We start from the raw sequence: 16,095 nt of genomic DNA on the forward strand, positions 1-16,095 counted from the left end.
GCGCCGCCCGAGGTGAGCGCACGATGATCGCGGCCCTGCTCACCCTGCTCCTCGGCATCATCGCCATCCTCGCGATCATCGCGGCGAACGGGTACTTCGTCGCGCAGGAGTTCGCCTACATGTCGGTGGACCGCACGCGCCTGGCCGCGCGCGCCAAGGAGGGCGACGCGGCGGCCGAGCGCGCGCTGCGCGTGACCCGCCGCACATCGTTCATGCTCTCCGGCGCCCAGCTGGGCATCACGGTGACCGGCCTGCTCGTCGGCTACGTGGCGGAGCCGCTGATCGGGGAGTCGCTCGGCGTGCTGCTGGGCGACGCCGGCGTTCCGGCCGCCGTGAGCGTCACGGTCGGCACGGTCCTCGCCCTGGGCCTCGCGACCGTGGTGCAGATGCTCTTCGGCGAGCTGTACCCCAAGAACCTCGCCATCGCGAGCCCCGAGCCGCTCGCCCGCGGCCTGGCCCGGTCCACGCTCCTGTACCTCACGGTGTTCGGCTGGCTGATCGCCGTGTTCGACCACGCGGCGAACGCGCTGCTGCGGCTGCTGCGGATCGAGCCGATCCACGACGTCGACACGAGCGCGACGCGCGAGGACCTGAAGCACGCCGTCGCGGACTCGCGCGAGAGCGGCGACCTCCCCGCCGACCTCTCGCTGCTCATCGAGCGGGTGCTCGAGTTCCCCGAGCGCGACGCCGAGCACGCCATGATCCCCCGCGCCCGCGTGGACGTCATCCCCGAGGACGCGACGCTCGCCGAGGTGCGGGAGCGCATGGCGGGCGGGCACTCGCGCTACCCGGTGGTGGACGCGAGCGGTCAGCCCGTGGGCGTCGTGGAGCTCTCGTCGCTGCTGCGCGCGGAGCATCCCGGCGACGCGCCGGTGCGGCTGATCCTGCGCGAGCCGCTGCTGGTGCCCACGCTGATGCCGCTGCCGGCGGTTCTCGAACGGCTCGCCGAGACGCGCAACCAGATCGCGTGCGTCCTCGACGAGTACGGCGGGTTCGTCGGCATCATCACGACCGAGGACCTGGCCGAGGAGCTCGTCGGCGAGATCACCGACGAGCACGACCCGCGCCCCGTGCCGAGCGCCGAGGCGGTCGGCGAGGCCACGTGGATCGTCGACGGCGACCTGCCGGTCGACGAGGCCGCGCGCGTGATCGGCCACGTCCTCCCCGAGGGCGACTACGAGACGATCGCGGGCATGGTGATCGCGCACCTCGGTGCGCTGCCCGAGGTCGCCGACCGCACGAGCGTGCCGCTGCCGGATGACCCATCCGAGTCCGCCCTCGTCGGCCCGCGGCGCCGGCGACTCGACATCGAGGTGACCGAGATCGCGCAGCACGTGCCCAGCGCCCTGCGGATCGAGCTCGTCGAGTCGCTCGACGACGAGGAGGACGGGGCCGCCGTCGACGTGCCCGAGCCCGGGAGGGACCAGCGATGACCGATCCGGTTCTCGTCACCGTCGTGACGGTGGCGCTGATCGCCCTCAGCGCGTTCTTCGTCGTCATCGAGTTCGCGCTGCTGGGCGCGCGTCGTCACCGACTCGAGGCCGAGGCGTCATCGAGCGCGTCGGCCCGAGCCGCGTTGCGCGGCGTCAACGAGCTGACGATCATGCTGGCCGTGGCCCAGCTCGGGATCACGGCGTGCACCTTCGCGCTCGGCGCCGTCACGAAGCCGGCCGTCGACGCCTGGCTGGCTCCCCTGCTCGAGGCGGTCGGTGCGCCGTACTGGCTGGCCGACGGCGCGGCCTTCGCGATCTCCCTCCTGTTCGTCACGTTCCTGCATCTGGTCGTGGGCGAGATGGCGCCCAAGTCGTGGGCCATCGCGCACCCCGAGTTCGCGGCCAAGATCGTGGCGCTGCCCTCGCGTGCCTTCGCGTGGGTGTTCCGCCCGCTGCTGACCTGGATCAACGGCATGGCCAACCGCCTCGTCGCCGCCAGCGGCGTCACGCCCGTGGATCGGGCCGCCGTGGGCGGGCAGGATGCCGACACCATCCGGCAGCTCGTCGAGCACTCCGCCTCGGTCGGCACGCTCGAGCGGTCGTTCGGCGTGCAGCTGTCGGAGATCATCGATCTCGCGCGGCTGACGGTGCGCGACCTCATGCCCGCGCGGGGCGAGCCCACCGCGGTTCCGGCCGCGGGCACCGTGGCCGACGTGCAGCGTGCGGCCGGCGAATCCGGGCACATGCGCATCCTCCTGGGCGGGGCCGACGCCGTGCCGCGGATCGTCCATGTGCGCGACACGCTGCTCGAGCAGGGCGACGCCCCCGCGCTCCCCCTGTCGCGCCCCGTGCTCACGGTCGCCGACGAGACGCCGGCGTACCACGCCCTCGCGCGGATGCGTCAGGCGGGCGAGCAGCTGGCCGTCGTGACCAGCGGGTCGCGCTGGGTCGGCGTGGTGACGATCGCCGACATCCTGCGGCACGTGCTGCCGCAGGATGCGCACGCCTGAGGAGGGAGCGTGGCCTTTCCCTAGACTGGGGCGCATGGCCGCACCCGCATCCACGCCCGAGCTCGAAGCCGACCGTCAGCAGCTCATCGAGCTCATCAAGGCGGAGGCGGTGTTCCACGGCGACTTCACGCTCTCGAGCGGCAAGAAGGCCACGTACTACGTGGACATGCGCAAGCTCACGCTCGACCACCGCGCCGCCCCGGCGATCGGCCGCATCATGCGCGACCTCATCGCCGACATCGACGGCGTCGTGGCGGTCGGCGGCCTCACGCTCGGCGCCGACCCGATCGCGAACGCCGTGATGCATGCCTCGGCCGGCACGGATCGGCCGCTCGACGCGTTCGTCGTGCGCAAGGAGCCGAAGGACCACGGCCGCGGCCGCCAGATCGAGGGCGCGGAGGTCGAGGGCAGGCGCGTCGTCGTGCTCGAGGACACCTCCACCACGGGGCAGTCCGCCCTGAAGGCCGTCGAGGCGCTGCGCCGCGCGGGCGCGGAGGTGCTCGCGGTCGCCGTGATCGTCGACCGCAAGACGGGTGCGCAGGCGGCCGTCGAGGCCGAGGGCCTGGAGTGGCGTGCCGCGATCGACCTCGACGACCTGGGACTCGAGCCGCAGTGAGCGCCGTCGCCCTGGGCGTGGATCTCGGCGGGACCAAGGTCGAGGCGGCCCTCGTCGCCGTCGACGGCACGGTTGTCGCGGGGACGCGCCACCGCAGGGCGACGGGCCGCGACATCACCTCGCACGGGCTGCGCGAGGCCGTCTCGGCCGTCGTCGGCCAGGCGCTCGCCCACCTCCCCGTCGACGCGGACTTCGCCGGCGCCGGCATCGGATCGGCCGGACCCATCGACCTGGACGCCGGCACGATCGCGCCGGTGAACATGCCGGGCGCGCACGGCTTCGCGATCGTCGACGCGGTGCGCGACGCCGTGATCGGGGCGACCGGTCTGCCCGACGCCGAGGTGCGCCTGCGGCACGACGGCGGCTGTCTCGCGCTCGCGGAATCGTGGATCGGCGCGGCGGCCGGATCGCGCGCCTCGCTGTCGATCGTCGTCTCGACGGGCGTGGGCGGCGGGATCGTCGTCGAGGGGCGCCCGGTCGGCGGGGCGAGCGGCAACGCGGGGCACCTGGGCCAGACGCACGTCGACGGGGCGACGACCGAGGAGAGCGCATCGGGGCCGCACACCGTCCGCTGGGCGCGTGAGCAGGGCTGGACGGGCGAGACCGGCGAGGACCTCGCGCGATCCGCCGCCGCCGGCGACGCGGTCGCGCGCGGGGCGATCGAGCGGTCGGCGCGCGCCGTGGGCCGCGCGCTCGCGGATGCGACGACGCTGCTCGACCTCGAGGTCATCGCCATCAGCGGGGGTTTCTCGCGCGTCTCGGCCGACTACGTCGACCTCGTCGCGGCGGCGCTGCGCGAGGCGGCCGCGCTCCCCTACGCCCGCGCGACGCGCGTGGTCCGCAGCGCGCTCGGCGACGAGGGACCGCTCGTCGGCGCCGCCGCCCTCGTGCTGCGCTGAGCGCCGGCGCCCCCGGTCGCCGAGAATCCACCTGCGCGCCGACAATCCCGTTGCGCACGGATTCCCGGCGCGTGGATGGATTCTCGCGGATCGCGGCTACTTGTCGCGGTTGCGCCACCACTGCATCACGAACACCACCAGCGTGCCGCCGATGCACAGCACGGCGACGGCGAACAGCAGATCGCGCGCGTCCATGATCCCCCTCCGGTCGGGGCCGGTCAGACCCCGGCGTCCAGCTCCGCGCCGCCGTCGCCCTCGATCGAGGGATCGAGCAGATCGGCGACCGAGTCGACGATCTCGTCGGGCCGGAACGGGTAGCGCTCGATCGACGACGGCGTGCTGATGCCCGTGAGCACGAGCACCGTGTGCAGGCCGGCCTCGATCCCCGCGACGATGTCGGTGTCCATGCGGTCGCCGATCATGCCCGTGTTCTCGCTGTGCGCGCCGATCCGATTGAGCGCCGAGCGGAACATCATCGGGTTCGGCTTGCCCACGATGTACGGCTGCTTGCCGGTGGCCGCCGTGATGAGCGCGTTGATGGCGCCGGTGGCGGGCAGCACGCCCTGCGCGCTCGGGCCCGTCGCGTCGGGGTTGGTGGAGATGAACCGCGCTCCCCCGTTGATGAGCCGCACGGCCTTCGTGAGCGCCTCGAACGAGTAGTTGCGGGTCTCCCCCACCACCACGTAGTCGGGATCGGACTCCGTCATGATGAACCCGGCCTCGTGCATGGCCGTGAGGATGCCCGCCTCGCCGATGACGAACGCCGTGCCGCCGGGGCTCTGCGACTTGAGGAACGCCGCCGTCGCGAGCGCGCTCGTCCAGATGTTCTGCTCGGGCACCTCGATGCCCGAGTTGCGCAGCCGCGCCGAGAGGTCGCGGGGCGTGAAGATCGAGTTGTTCGTGAGCACGAGGAACGGCGTGCCCGTCTCGCGCCACTGCGTCAGCAGCTCCCGGGCGCCGGGGACGGGCTGGTCCTCGTGCACGAGGACGCCGTCCATGTCGGTCAGCCAGCACTCGATTCCGTCGCGTCGCGCCATGTGGCCAGCCTATTCCGCGCGGCCGCCGTGCGCTCCCCGGCAGCGCGCCGTGCCGATCCGGGCACGCGCCGGGGATATGTTCGGAGGGTGATCGCCCGCGAACGTCCGTCGTGGGATCCCGCGCGCCTGCCGGACCAGTCGGGACGCACGTTCCTCATCACGGGCGGCAACAAGGGGCTCGGCTACTTCGCCGCCGAGCAGCTGGCGGGCGCCGGCGCGCACGTCATCCTGAGCGGGCGCAACCCGAACCGGCTCGCCGCGGCGCACGACGCCCTTGAGGCGCGCGTGCCCGGCGCCTCGGTCGAGACGCTGCTGCTCGACGTCGCGAACCCGGGGTCCATCCGCGCGGCGGCGGCCTCGGTGCGCGGCGGCCTGTTCCAGCGCGGGCGCCTCGACGGCGTGCTGCTGAACGCGGGGATCGTGCACACGCCGCGCACGCGCGAGCTGACGCGAGACGGCCGCGAGCTCGTGATCGCCACCAACGCCCTCGGGCACTTCGTGCTCGCCGCGGAGCTGCTCGTGACGCTCGCGAAGACCGCGGCGCGCGGGAGTGACGTCCGGATCGTCTGGCTCGGCAGCGTCTCCACGCGGATGGGGGCGTATGACCCGACCGACATGCAGCTGGAGCGCGAGTACGCGGCGTGGCGCGCCTACGTGCAGTCGAAGGTCGTCGTGCAGGCGCTGGGGCTCGAGGCCGACGCGCGGCTGAGGGCCGCCGACGTGCCGGTGGCGAGCGTCGTGGCGCACCCCGGCTACTCGATCGGCGGGCGGACCCCCACCGTGCACGGCGTGAATCAGCCGAGCCGCTGGAAGCGCGTGCGCGACGCGCTGCAGGCGCCGATCGCGCAGAGCAAGGAGCGCGGCGCGTGGGCGCCGGTGCGCGCCCTCATCGATCCGCGCGTGCAGGGCGGGGAGTACTGGGGCCCGCGCTTCGTCACGCGCGGCGCGCCGGTGCGGCAGACGCCGTCGGCCACCTCGAGCGATCCCGAGGTCCGCCGCAGGGTGTGGGAGGAGTGCGAGCGCCTCACCCGCAGCGAGTGGCCGTTCGCGAGGGCGGCCCGCGCAGCCCGCTGAGCGCGGCCGCGCGGGCTACGCATCCCGCGGGCTACGCGTCGCGGCGGTGCATGACGGCGGCACCGCCGGCGAAGGCCGCCGCCACCCACGCGATCGTGACCGCGAGGTCGGTCAGGTACTCGCCCGTGAGGCCGGCGGTCGTGTCGGGCAGCACCTGGATGGTCGTGCCGAGCAGGTACTCCGAGACGCGGTGGGCCCACTCCCACGGCAGCGTGGCCATGATCATCGGCAGCACGAACAGGAAGACGAAGGTGAGCGTGATCGACCACGTCTCCGAGCGCAGCATGGCCGAGAGGCCGAGCCCGAAGACGCCGGCCAGGGCCGTGCCCAGCGCGAGCCCCAGCACGGGAAGCACGAGATCCGCGAGCACGTCGGGCGCATTCGTGGGCATGCCGAAGGAGGCATAGATGGCGGCGCACGCGGCGAGGCAGAGGGCGAAGCCGACCGCCGCGAAGGCGAGCAGCGTCGCCCCGACCACGACGGCCTTGGCGGCAAGCGTGGCGACGCGGCGGGGCGCGGCCGCCAGCTGCGTGCGCAGCGAGCCGGTGGCGTGCTCCTTGGCGTACGCGGCCGCGCCGAGCACCACGCCCACCGCGATCGCGACGATGTAGCCGTTGACGATGGCCATCGGCAGCGGCGGCACGGCCTCCATCGGCATGGGGAACTCGGCCTGGTTGGTGGACAGGCCGAACATGAAGGCCATGCCCGCGGTGAGGGCGAAGGCCAGCGCGGCTCCGACCCACAGCGACACGTGCGTGCCGCGCAGGCTGGTGAGGGCGATCCACTCGGCCTTCACGAGGCCGCCGAACGTGAGGCGGGAGACCGTGGCGGGGGTGTGCGGCGCCTGGACGGGGGCGGCGGATGTGAGGGATGACATCGTCATATGCCTTTCGAGGAATCTAGCTCAGGCGGCGACGGCGGCGGCGTCGCTGCGGTACTCGGTGGCCTCGCCGGTGAGCGCGAGGTAGGCCTCCTCGAGGGAGGCCGAGACGGGCGTGAGCTCGTCGAGCTCGAGGCCGGCCTCGGCGGCGATGCGCGCGATGCGCCGCGGCGGCACGCCGGCGATCTCGAGGGCGCCGTCGGCTTCGGGCGAGACGGTCACGCCATCCGCGCCGAGCAGCGAGGCCAGGGCGGCGGCGTCCGAGACGCGCACGCGCGTGACCTCGCGGCGTGCGGCGGCGAGGAACTCGGCGATCGGGGCGTCGGCGAGCACGCGGCCCCGGCCGAGCACGATGATGTGGTCGGCCGTCTGCGCCATCTCGCTCATGAGGTGCGACGAGATGAACACCGTGCGGCCCTCGGCCGCGCGCGCCCGCGCGAAGCCGCGCACCCAGTGCACGCCCTCGGGGTCGAGGCCGTTCACGGGCTCGTCGAAGATCAGCACCTGCGGGTCGCCCAGCATCGTCGCGGCGATCCCGAGCCGCTGGTGCATGCCCAGCGAGAATCCGCCGATCCGCCGTCGCGCCACCGATTCGATGCCCGTCAGCTCGAGCACCTCCCTCACGCGCGAGCGCGAGATGCCGTTCGTCGCGGCGAGCATGCGCAGGTGCGCCTCGGCGGTGCGGCCGGGGTGAACGGCCTTCGCGTCGAGCAGCGCGCCGGCCTGGCGCATGGGATCGGCGTGCTCCGCGAACGGACGGCCGCCCACGGTCGTGCGCCCGGACGTGGGGCGGTCGAGCCCCATGATCATGCGCATCGTGGTCGACTTGCCGGCGCCGTTCGGGCCGAGAAAGCCGGTCACCTGCCCGGGCCTGGCGACGAACGAGACGTCGTCGACCGCCGTGTGGGCGCCGAAGCGCTTCGTGAGGTTCTCTGCCGTGATCATGGGCCTCACGCTACGGGGCCGGGCGGGGCCGGTGCATCGGCGCGGGGGACGATCCGGCATGGTCCCTCAGGATGACCTCCCGGCGGGGGACGTCCGCGATCCGCATCGCGCGCCTCTGCGGGATGATGGAGCGCGTGACCGACGCTCAGACCACGGCGGGCGCGCCGCGCGTCCCGAAGCGCGCCTGGACCCGGGCGTCCGGGATCTACCCGGTCGTCGGGGTCGCGACGCTCGCCGCGGTGTGCGCGGTCGTGGCGCTGACCGAGTCGATGGACGATGCGCTGACACGGATCCTGCTCGTGGTCGTCATCCTCGCCGGGGTCGCCATCGGGCTGCTGCTGAGCAGGCGGACGGGCGCCGAGGCGATGCACCGGCGCGTGCAGGCGGCGCGCGCCGAGTGGGCGAGGCGGCACGGCTGGCATGCGCTCCCCGATGCGGAGGCGGACCCCGCGGACGTGGCGCTCGCGCTGCCGAGCGGATGGTGGCGCGACGTCGCCGCGCGCGGGCGGCTGGGGCGAGCGGCGACGGGGGAGCAGACCGTGCGCATCGAGACATGGGTGCTGCAGTCGCTGCCCGGCTCCAAGCGCCATCCGGAGCGCCGGGAGATCGTGCGCATCGCATGCGAGACCGGCGCGGAGCGGTTCACCGTGTCGAACGTGCCGACGATCGATCCGCTGATGATCGCGCCATCGTGGTGGAGCGGTCGCTCCGCGCGGGGGAGCGAGCCGCGGTGGGCGGAACAGGTGCGGTCGCTCGTGACGGCCCGCAAGGGAATGCCGTTCAGCCTCTCGGTCGGCAGCGGGCGCGTGGTGCTCCTCGCGCTCGATGACCCGCGGCCTCAGGCGGCGGAGGCCCGGGTCGAGCTCGTGCGCGCGGTCGCGCGGCTCGTCGCGTCGCTCAGGCGCTGAGCCAGATGGCGTCCTCGGCGCCCGGGGGCACGGGGGCGCCGGCGCGCAGGGTCGAGCCGACCTCGATGCCCGCGTCCTCGATGGCGCGCAGCAACTGCGGATCGCGGTCGCTCACGCGCAGCACGCGCCCCTCGTGCCCGGGCGCGGCCTCGGCCAGCAGCACGAACGGCTCGCGCTCCACGCGGCCGGACGCATCGGGGATCGCGTCGCCGTGCGGGTCGAAGCGGGGTCGGCCCAGTCGCTCGTCGATCTTCTCGAGCAGCCGGTCGCTGATCGCGTGCTCGAGCACCTCGGCCTCGTCGTGCACCTCGTCCCACGTGTACCCGAACTCGCGCACGAGCCACGTCTCGATCAGCCGGTGCCGGCGCGTCATCTCGAGCGCGCGGCGCTCGCCCTCGGGCGTGAGGCGCACGGCGCGGTACGGCTCGTGCGCCACGAGGCCCTGCGCCGCGAGCTTCTTGACCATCTCGGTCACGCTCGACGGAGCGATCCCCAGCCGCGAAGCGAGCACCGACGGAGTGATGGGCGCGTCCTGCCACTCGGTGTGCGCGTACACCGTCTTCAGGTAGTCGTCGACAGCGGGGGAGGGCACGCCACCAGGGTACTCACGCCCCCGTGAACGTCAGCCACAGCAGCGCGCCGTTGAGCGCGATGAGGAATGCGCTGCAGACGACGCCGAGCGCGGTCGTCCACCAGCGGTTGCGGAAGGGGCCGAGCGTGCGATCCTGCGCCGTGAGCGCGACGAGCGGGATGAGGGCGAAGGGGATGCCGAACGACAGCACCACCTGGCTGAGGATGAGCGCCCGCGTGGGATCGAAGCCGACCGCGAGGATCGCGAGGGCCGGCACGAGCGTGATGAGCCGGCGGGCGAGCAGCGGGATGCGCACCCGCAGCAGCCCCGACATGATCTCGGCCCCGGCATAGGCGCCCACCGACGTCGAGGCCAGCCCGCTGGCCAGCAGCCCCACCGCGAACAGCGTCGCGATGACCGGCCCGAGGCCGCTCCACAGCGCCGCATGGGCGCCCTCGAGGCTGTCGGTGCCCGGCACGCCGGGCAGGTTCGCGGCACCCAGCAGCAGGATCGCGAGGTTCACGGTGCCGGCGATGACGAGCGCGATCGTGACGTCCAGCTTGGTGGCGCGCAGCAGGCGGGGGATGCGCACGCCGGCCTCCTCGTGCAGCGCGGATCGCCGCACGGGCGCGTGGAACCGGTCGCGCGAGAGGGCGCTGTGCGCGTAGATGGCGTGCGGCATGACCGTGGCGCCGAGGATCGACGCGGCCAGCAGCACCGACGCGGTGCCCTCGAACCGCGGCACGAGTCCCGCCGCGGTGGCGGCCGGATCGGGCGGCCCCACGAACACGCCCACCGTGAAGCCGACGGCGATGACGGCCATGAGCCCGATGATGACGAACTCGAACGGCTTCGCCCCGCGCGTGGACTGCACGGCGAGCAGGATCATCGACACGGCGCTCGTGATGACGCCGCCGATCAGCAGCGGGATGTCGAAGAGCAGCCACAGGGCCACGGCGCCGCCGATGATCTCGGCGATGTCGGTCGCCATCGCGACGAGCTCGGCCTGCAGCCAGTACGCGCGCCGCGCCCACGGCCGGCGGATGCGCTCGCCGAGGGTCTGCGACAGGCTGCGGCCGGTCACGACGCCGAGCTTGGCCGAGAGGTACTGGATGAGCCAGGCCATGGCGTTGCCGAGCACGACGACCCACACGAGCAGGTACCCGAACTGCGCGCCGGCCGACATGTTCGTGGCGACGTTGCCGGGGTCGAGGTACGCGACGCCCGCCACGAGGGCGGGCCCGAGCAGCCAGGCCGGGCGGGGTGCCGAGCGCGTCTTCGCCGTCGTCATCCCGACAGTGTGCCAGATTTTTAGGCATACCGAAAAGAGCGACGATCCGGCGATCGCCGTACGCTGAACCGGTGACCGACGCGACGCCCGAGCCCAGCCGCGAGTTCACGACCCACGGCGTGGGGCCGTGGCCGGGAGAGTGGCCGGAGGGCGCGCAGTACGACCCCGAGCTGCTCGCGAACGGCGACACCCGCAACGTGATCGACCGCTACCGGTACTGGACGATGGAGGCGATCGTCGCCGACCTCGACGCGCGCCGGCACCCGTTCCACGTGGCGATCGAGAACTGGCAGCACGACATGAACATCGGATCGATCGTGCGCAGCGCCAACGCGTTCCTCGCCGACACCGTGCACATCATCGGGCGCAGGCGGTGGAACCGGCGCGGAGCCATGGTGACGGATCGCTACCAGCACGTCGTGCATCATCCGGACGTCGCCGCATTCGCCGCGTGGGCGGCGGAGGAGGGCATCCCGATCATCGCCGTCGACAACGTCGGCGAGGCCGTGCCGGTGGACCGGGCCGAGCTGCCGGAGCGCTGCGTGCTGCTGTTCGGGCAGGAGGGCCCCGGCCTGTCGGACGAGGCGCTCGCCGCGGCGTCCGCCCACATCGAGATCACGCAGTACGGCTCGACGCGCTCGATCAACGCGAGCGCGGCGGCGGCCATCGTCATGTACGAGTGGGCGCGGCGCTACGCCTGAGTCCGCAAGTCTGTGCGGAATCCGCTCGTGTGAGCGCCCGGACTTGACACAGACTTGCGGACATCAGGGCAGGTAGTCGAGCGGATCGACCGGCTCCCCGGCCGCGCGGCGCTACGCCTGAGTGTCAGGCCGACTGGTGCAGCCACGCCGTGCCGCGCACGCGGCGGTGCAGGGTCCAGAAGCGCATGCCCATGAGCACCACGAAGAAGCCGGCCGCCAGCAGCGCGAGCCCCCACGATCCGGTGGGGCGCAGCCACCACAGCACGGCGAGGTACGGCAGGAACGGGACGAGGTTGATCGCGCCCGCGATCGCGAGATAGCGGGCGTCGTTGGCGCCCATGAGCACGCCGTCGAGCACGTAGACGGCGCCGGCGAGCGGCTGCATCAGGCCCATCAGCACGAGCGCGGGCACGAGCAGCGCGGCCACGTCGGCGTCGCCCGTGAACACCAGCCCGATCACGCCGGACAGCGCGGCGATCACGGCGCCGCAGAGCACGCCGAACCACGCGCCCCACGCGAGCGTGCGCGACAGCACGCCGCGCACGTGATCCTCGTCCCCCTCGCCGAGCGAGCGCCCGATGAGCGCCTGCGCCGCGATCGCGAGCGCGTCGAGCGCGAACGCCGCGGTCGACGAGATCGTGAACACGATCTGCCACCCCGCCAGCTCGTCGGTGCCGAGCGCCGTCGCGGCGCCCACCGTCACGAGCAGGCTCAGCCGCAGGCTCACCGTGCGCAGGAACATCCACCCTCCCGAGCGCGCCGAGCCGCGCACGCCCTCGCGCTGGGGGCGGATCGACGCGCTGTGGCGTGCGGCGAGCCGGCCGATCACGAGCACGTAGGCGGCGACCATGCCCCACTGCGCCGCGACGGTGCCTGCGGCCGATCCGGCGATGCCCCAGCCGAGCCCGTACATGAACAGCCAGTTCAGCAGCGCGTTCGCCGCGAAGCCGGCGGTCGCGATCCACAGCGGGATGACGGTGTTCTGCATGCCGCGCAGCAGGCCGGTGGCGGCGAACACGATGAGCATGGCCGGCAGGCCCCACATCGAGATGCCCAGGTAGGTGGCGGCCTGCTCGGCCACGGCGTCGGTCGCGCCGAACAGGCCGACGAGCAGGGGTGTGGCGAAGTGGCCGGCCACGGCCAGTACCGCGCCGATCCCGAGCGCGAGCCACATGCCGTCGATGCCGACCGAGACCGCGCCCGTGCGGTCTCCGGCGCCGAAGCGCCGCGCCACGGCGGGGGTCGTCGAGTAGGCGAGGAAGATCATGAGCCCGACGATCGTCTGCAGCACGGCCGAGGCGATCCCGAGCCCGGCGAGCGGCGTGACGCCGAGGTGCCCCACCATGACGGAGTCGATGATGAGGAAGATCGGCTCGGCGATGAGCGCGCCGAGCGCGGGCACCGCCAGGCGCAGGATGTCGCGGTTCAGCGACCGTCGCGCGCCGGGTTCTGCCACCCTCCGAGCCTAGGGCGTGGCGCCGACACGGCCGCGGTCAGCCCGTGCAGCGCCCCGTCGGCACCGGCGCGGCCGCGGCGTCGACCGACGCGAGGACCGGCTCCAGCTCGGCGGTGGTCATGGCGTACCCGATGCCCGGATTGGCCTCGTCGCGCGCAAAGACGACGCCGGCCACGTCGCCCGACGGGGTGAGCAGCGGGCCGCCCGAGTTGCCCGGTCGCACCTCCACCGCGAGGGCGTAGGTGTCGCGCTCGGTGCGCGCGTCGCCGTAGATGTCCTGCATCGACACCGGTCCCACTGACATCACCGATCCCGCGCGGATCTCGAGGGGCCCTCCGTACGGGTAGCCCAGCACGGCGGCCTCGGCGCCCACGCCCAGCGGCGCCGTGACGTCGAGGGGCGCGGCGGAGATGTCGGCGGCCACCACGGCCAGGTCGTCCACGGGATCGAAGTACACGATCCGCCCGTCCACGGCCGGCTGCTCGGGCAGCTCGACGACGACCGACTCGACGCCGGCCACCACGTGGGCGTTGGTGACGATGAGGTCGTCGGCCACGACGAAGCCCGAGCCGGTCGACCCCGTGCCGCACGCATAGGCGACGCCCGAGATGCGCGCGACGGACGACGCCGCCTGGGCGAGGGCGGGATCGTCGGTGTCGAGCTCGGGAGAGGGCAGCACGACGCCGGGATCGACGATGCCGCCGAGGGCCGGCAGGGCGTCCTCGACGACGACCGAGCGCAGGCGCGCGAGGGCCTCGGCGACCGGATCGGGGGTGAAGCGGTCGATCGTGCGCAGCGCGGTCGAGGAGGCCACGGCGGCCGAGACGACGGGGATGCCGGCCGTCGCGATGACCGATCCGGCCAGCGCGGCCGCCAGCGTGGCGGCGACCGCGCCGACGACGCCGCCGAGCAGCCGGTCGAGCGCGCCGACCCTGATGCGCCGGGCGCCGCGGCGCAGCAGCGAGCCGATGGCGGTGCCGACGGCCGTGCCGACGGCCAGCAGCGCGATCACCGTCGCGAACACGGCCACGCCGCGCCATGCCGGCTCGGGCACGGCACGGCTCGCCAGCGGCGCGAGCCAGGGGGCGAGCAGCGCGCCGGCGGCGAACCCCGCCCAGGCGCCAAGCCCCGTGAACAGCCCGACGCGCAGCCCGCTGAGCAGCGCGACGACGATCACCACGATCACGACCACGTCCACCACGAGCATCCGGCGCCTCCCGCCTCTATCGTGCCCTGCCCCCGGTGCGGCGGCCGGTGAGACCGCTGGGAGGCCCGCCCGCCGCCGGGAGGCGCGACCCTACGATGGGACGCATGACTGAACCCTCCGGCATCGCCATCGACGAACTCGACCCGAACGTCCGCCCGCAGGACGACCTGTACCGGCACGTGAACGGATCGTGGATCGCGCGCACGGACATCCCGGAGGACAAGGCGCGCTGGGGCTCGTTCCACCTGCTGGCCGAGCAGGCCGAGGCGCAGGTGCGCGCGATCATCGAGGAGGCGCAGGGCGCCGAGCCCGGCACCGAGACGCGCAAGATCGGCGACCTGTACGCCTCGTTCATGGACACCGACCGGATCGCGCAGCTCGGCACGGCGCCGCTCGCGCCGCGCCTGGCCGAGGTCGACGCCATCGCCGACGTGCCCGCGTTCCTCGCCGCGCTCGGCCGCCTGGACCGCGCGGGCGTCGCCGCCCTCGTCGGCATGTACGTGGGGCCCGACAAGGGCGCGCCCGACCGGTACATCGCGTACCTGATGCAGGCCGGGCTCTCGCTGCCCGACGAGAGCTACTACCGCCTCGACACCTTCGAGCAGATCCGCACCGCCTTCCGCGCCCACGCCGAGCGGCTGCTCGCGCTCGGCGGCGTCGCCGACGCGGCCGAGCAGGCGGAGCGCCTCTTCACGCTCGAGACCGAGCTCGCCACGCACCACTGGGACAAGGTGCGCAGCCGCGACGCGGTGGCCACCTACAACCTGAAGTCGTGGGCCGAGGCGCAGCAGCTCGCGGGCCTCGACCTGCAGCCGTGGCTGGAGGCCGTCGCGCCCGATCCCGCCGGCCTCGCGGAGGTCGTCGTGGCGCAGCCGTCGTACCTCGAGGGGCTCGGCTCGCTGCTCGTGCCGGAGCGGCTGGACGACTGGAAGGCCTGGCTGCGCTATCGCGTCGTGCGGGCCGCGGCGCCGTACCTCACCGACGACCTCGTCGACGAGAGCTTCTCGTTCTACGGCACCACGCTCACGGGCGTGCCGGCCAACCGCGAGCGGTGGAAGCGCGGCGTCTCGCTCGTGGAGGGATCCATGGGCGAGGCCGTGGGCAAGGTGTACGTCGAGCGGCACTTCCCGCCCGCGGCGAAGGCCGCCATGGACGAGCTCGTCGCGAACCTCATCGAGGCCTATCGGCAGAGCATCACGGCGCTGGAGTGGATGAGCCCCGCCACGCGCGAGAAGGCGCTCGCCAAGCTCGACGCGTTCACGCCCAAGATCGGCTACCCCGTGAAATGGCGCGACTACGCGGCGCTCGAGATCGACGCCGCCGACCTGCTCGGCAACGTGCAGCGCGCCGCCGCCTTCGAGCACGACCGCGAGCTGGCGAAGCTGGGCGGGCCCATCGACCGCGACGAGTGGCACATGACGCCGCAGACGGTGAACGCGTACTACAACCCCACGATGAACGAGATCGTGTTCCCCGCCGCGATCCTGCAGTACCCGTTCTTCGACGCCGAGCGCGACGCCGCCGCCAACTACGGCGGGATCGGCGCCGTCATCGGCCACGAGATCGGGCACGGATTCGACGACCAGGGATCGCAGTACGACGGCACCGGCGCGCTGCGCAACTGGTGGACGGACGAGGACCGCGCCGCGTTCGAGGAGCGCACGAAGGTGCTCATCGCGCAGTACGACGAGCTCACCCCGGAGGGCCTCGACCCGCAGACGCATCGCGTCAACGGCGCGCTCACGGTCGGCGAGAACATCGGCGACCTCGGCGGGCTCGGCATCGCGCTGAAGGCGTACGAGCTCTCGCTCGCGGGAGGGGAGGCGCCCGAGATCGACGGCCTCACGGGCGTGCAGCGCGTGTTCCTGTCGTGGGCGCAGTGCTGGCAGCAGAAGGGCCGCGAGGCCGAGACGATCCGCCTGCTCACGATCGATCCGCACGCGCCGGCCGAGTTCCGCTGCAACCAGATCGTGCGCAACATCGACGCGTTCTACGACGCCTTCGGCGTGACGGAGTCGGACGCGCTGTGGCTCGCGCCTGACCGGCGTGTGACGATCTGGTGACGTC

At 73.3% G+C, this 16,095-nt stretch carries 15 protein-coding genes; 8 read left to right on the forward strand and 7 right to left on the reverse strand.

From position 1 onward, the window contains the following. The first annotated feature begins 23 nt into the window (after window positions 1-23). Genes ACYVJ0_RS03835 through ACYVJ0_RS03850 form a run of 4 tightly spaced genes read left to right on the forward strand, consistent with a single transcriptional unit; the run spans window position 24 to window position 3,958 of the window. Window positions 24-1,433 carry a hemolysin family protein gene (locus ACYVJ0_RS03835; protein WP_460816101.1) on the forward strand — a complete coding sequence of 470 codons (1,410 nt, stop codon included), beginning with the start codon at window positions 24-26 and terminating at the stop codon, window positions 1,431-1,433. Continuing rightward, entirely contained in the window at window positions 1,430-2,443 is a 1,014-nt protein-coding gene (locus ACYVJ0_RS03840; protein ID WP_460816103.1) for a CNNM domain-containing protein, read from the forward strand. The genes ACYVJ0_RS03835 and ACYVJ0_RS03840 overlap by 4 nt, the downstream gene beginning before the upstream one ends. Window positions 2,444-2,477: 34 nt before the next feature. Next, the gene (pyrE, locus tag ACYVJ0_RS03845) at window positions 2,478-3,059 is read left to right on the forward strand and encodes an orotate phosphoribosyltransferase (RefSeq protein ID WP_449852934.1); all 582 of its coding nucleotides are present in this window, start codon (window positions 2,478-2,480) and stop codon (window positions 3,057-3,059) included. Beyond that, window positions 3,056-3,958, forward strand: a complete 903-nt coding sequence (locus ACYVJ0_RS03850) for an ROK family protein (RefSeq protein WP_460816104.1) — start codon at window positions 3,056-3,058, stop codon at window positions 3,956-3,958. Before pyrE ends, ACYVJ0_RS03850 begins: the two co-directional genes overlap by 4 nt. Window positions 3,959-4,176: 218 nt before the next feature. Here the strand turns inward: ACYVJ0_RS03850 and ACYVJ0_RS03855 are convergent, their stop codons facing one another. Beyond that, window positions 4,177-4,995: an HAD-IIA family hydrolase gene (locus ACYVJ0_RS03855; protein ID WP_449852932.1), complete on the reverse strand. Its 819-nt coding sequence runs from the start codon at window positions 4,993-4,995 to the stop codon at window positions 4,177-4,179. Window positions 4,996-5,082: 87 nt separating this feature from the next. Between ACYVJ0_RS03855 and ACYVJ0_RS03860 the strand changes: the two genes are divergently transcribed. After that, complete coding sequence (locus ACYVJ0_RS03860; protein ID WP_460816106.1) at window positions 5,083-6,069, forward strand: SDR family NAD(P)-dependent oxidoreductase; 987 nt, start codon at window positions 5,083-5,085, stop codon at window positions 6,067-6,069. A 31-nt stretch (window positions 6,070-6,100) separates the two neighbouring features. Here the strand turns inward: ACYVJ0_RS03860 and ACYVJ0_RS03865 are convergent, their stop codons facing one another. Both ACYVJ0_RS03865 and ACYVJ0_RS03870 read right to left on the reverse strand, forming a co-directional pair. Beyond that, on the reverse strand, window positions 6,101-6,946 hold the full coding sequence (locus tag ACYVJ0_RS03865; RefSeq protein WP_460816108.1) for a hypothetical protein: 846 nt from the start codon (window positions 6,944-6,946) through the stop codon (window positions 6,101-6,103). A 27-nt stretch (window positions 6,947-6,973) separates the two neighbouring features. Beyond that, window positions 6,974-7,894, reverse strand: coding sequence for an ABC transporter ATP-binding protein (locus ACYVJ0_RS03870; protein ID WP_460816109.1), 921 nt, complete (start codon window positions 7,892-7,894; stop codon window positions 6,974-6,976). A gap of 134 nt (window positions 7,895-8,028) precedes the next feature. Here ACYVJ0_RS03870 and ACYVJ0_RS03875 point away from each other — a divergent pair, with 134 nt between their 5' ends. Then, window positions 8,029-8,802 carry a hypothetical protein gene (locus ACYVJ0_RS03875; protein ID WP_460816110.1) on the forward strand — a complete coding sequence of 258 codons (774 nt, stop codon included), beginning with the start codon at window positions 8,029-8,031 and terminating at the stop codon, window positions 8,800-8,802. Here ACYVJ0_RS03875 and ACYVJ0_RS03880 read toward each other — a convergent pair. After that, a complete protein-coding gene (locus ACYVJ0_RS03880; protein WP_460816112.1) occupies window positions 8,792-9,394 on the reverse strand; it encodes a metal-dependent transcriptional regulator in 603 nt (200 codons plus the stop codon). The two genes, ACYVJ0_RS03875 and ACYVJ0_RS03880, sit on opposite strands and share 11 nt — an antisense overlap. A gap of 13 nt (window positions 9,395-9,407) precedes the next feature. Beyond that, window positions 9,408-10,664 carry an Nramp family divalent metal transporter gene (locus ACYVJ0_RS03885; RefSeq protein ID WP_460816114.1) on the reverse strand — a complete coding sequence of 419 codons (1,257 nt, stop codon included), beginning with the start codon at window positions 10,662-10,664 and terminating at the stop codon, window positions 9,408-9,410. A gap of 71 nt (window positions 10,665-10,735) precedes the next feature. On the opposite strand from ACYVJ0_RS03885, the gene ACYVJ0_RS03890 reads away from it, so the two are divergent. Then, window positions 10,736-11,365, forward strand: a complete 630-nt coding sequence (locus ACYVJ0_RS03890; protein WP_449852926.1) for a TrmH family RNA methyltransferase — start codon at window positions 10,736-10,738, stop codon at window positions 11,363-11,365. 124 nt (window positions 11,366-11,489) lie between these two features. Here ACYVJ0_RS03890 and ACYVJ0_RS03895 read toward each other — a convergent pair whose 3' ends face one another. Then, complete coding sequence (locus tag ACYVJ0_RS03895; protein ID WP_449852925.1) at window positions 11,490-12,821, reverse strand: MATE family efflux transporter; 1,332 nt, start codon at window positions 12,819-12,821, stop codon at window positions 11,490-11,492. Window positions 12,822-12,858: 37 nt separating this feature from the next. Beyond that, entirely contained in the window at window positions 12,859-14,028 is a 1,170-nt protein-coding gene (locus ACYVJ0_RS03900; RefSeq protein WP_460816117.1) for a MarP family serine protease, read from the reverse strand. Window positions 14,029-14,132: 104 nt separating this feature from the next. Here ACYVJ0_RS03900 and ACYVJ0_RS03905 point away from each other — a divergent pair, with 104 nt between their 5' ends. Further along, entirely contained in the window at window positions 14,133-16,091 is a 1,959-nt protein-coding gene (locus ACYVJ0_RS03905; RefSeq protein ID WP_460816118.1) for a M13 family metallopeptidase, read from the forward strand. The last annotated feature ends 4 nt before the right edge of the window (window positions 16,092-16,095 follow it).

It is taken from the genome of Microbacterium petrolearium (genome assembly GCF_054782875.1).

Bases quoted from the DNA above. Each gene is read 5' to 3' on its own strand.
- ACYVJ0_RS03900 (WP_460816117.1), bottom strand. From the start codon at position 14,028: ATGCTCGTGGTGGACGTGGTCGTGATCGTGGTGATCGTCGTCGCGCTG.
- ACYVJ0_RS03870 (WP_460816109.1), bottom strand. From the start codon at position 7,894: ATGATCACGGCAGAGAACCTCACGAAGCGCTTCGGCGCCCACACGGCG.
- ACYVJ0_RS03855 (WP_449852932.1), bottom strand. From the start codon at position 4,995: ATGGCGCGACGCGACGGAATCGAGTGCTGGCTGACCGACATGGACGGC.
- pyrE (WP_449852934.1), top strand. From the start codon at position 2,478: ATGGCCGCACCCGCATCCACGCCCGAGCTCGAAGCCGACCGTCAGCAG.
- ACYVJ0_RS03835 (WP_460816101.1), top strand. From the start codon at position 24: ATGATCGCGGCCCTGCTCACCCTGCTCCTCGGCATCATCGCCATCCTC.
- ACYVJ0_RS03865 (WP_460816108.1), bottom strand. From the start codon at position 6,946: ATGTCATCCCTCACATCCGCCGCCCCCGTCCAGGCGCCGCACACCCCC.
- ACYVJ0_RS03885 (WP_460816114.1), bottom strand. From the start codon at position 10,664: ATGACGACGGCGAAGACGCGCTCGGCACCCCGCCCGGCCTGGCTGCTC.
- ACYVJ0_RS03840 (WP_460816103.1), top strand. From the start codon at position 1,430: ATGACCGATCCGGTTCTCGTCACCGTCGTGACGGTGGCGCTGATCGCC.
- ACYVJ0_RS03905 (WP_460816118.1), top strand. From the start codon at position 14,133: ATGACTGAACCCTCCGGCATCGCCATCGACGAACTCGACCCGAACGTC.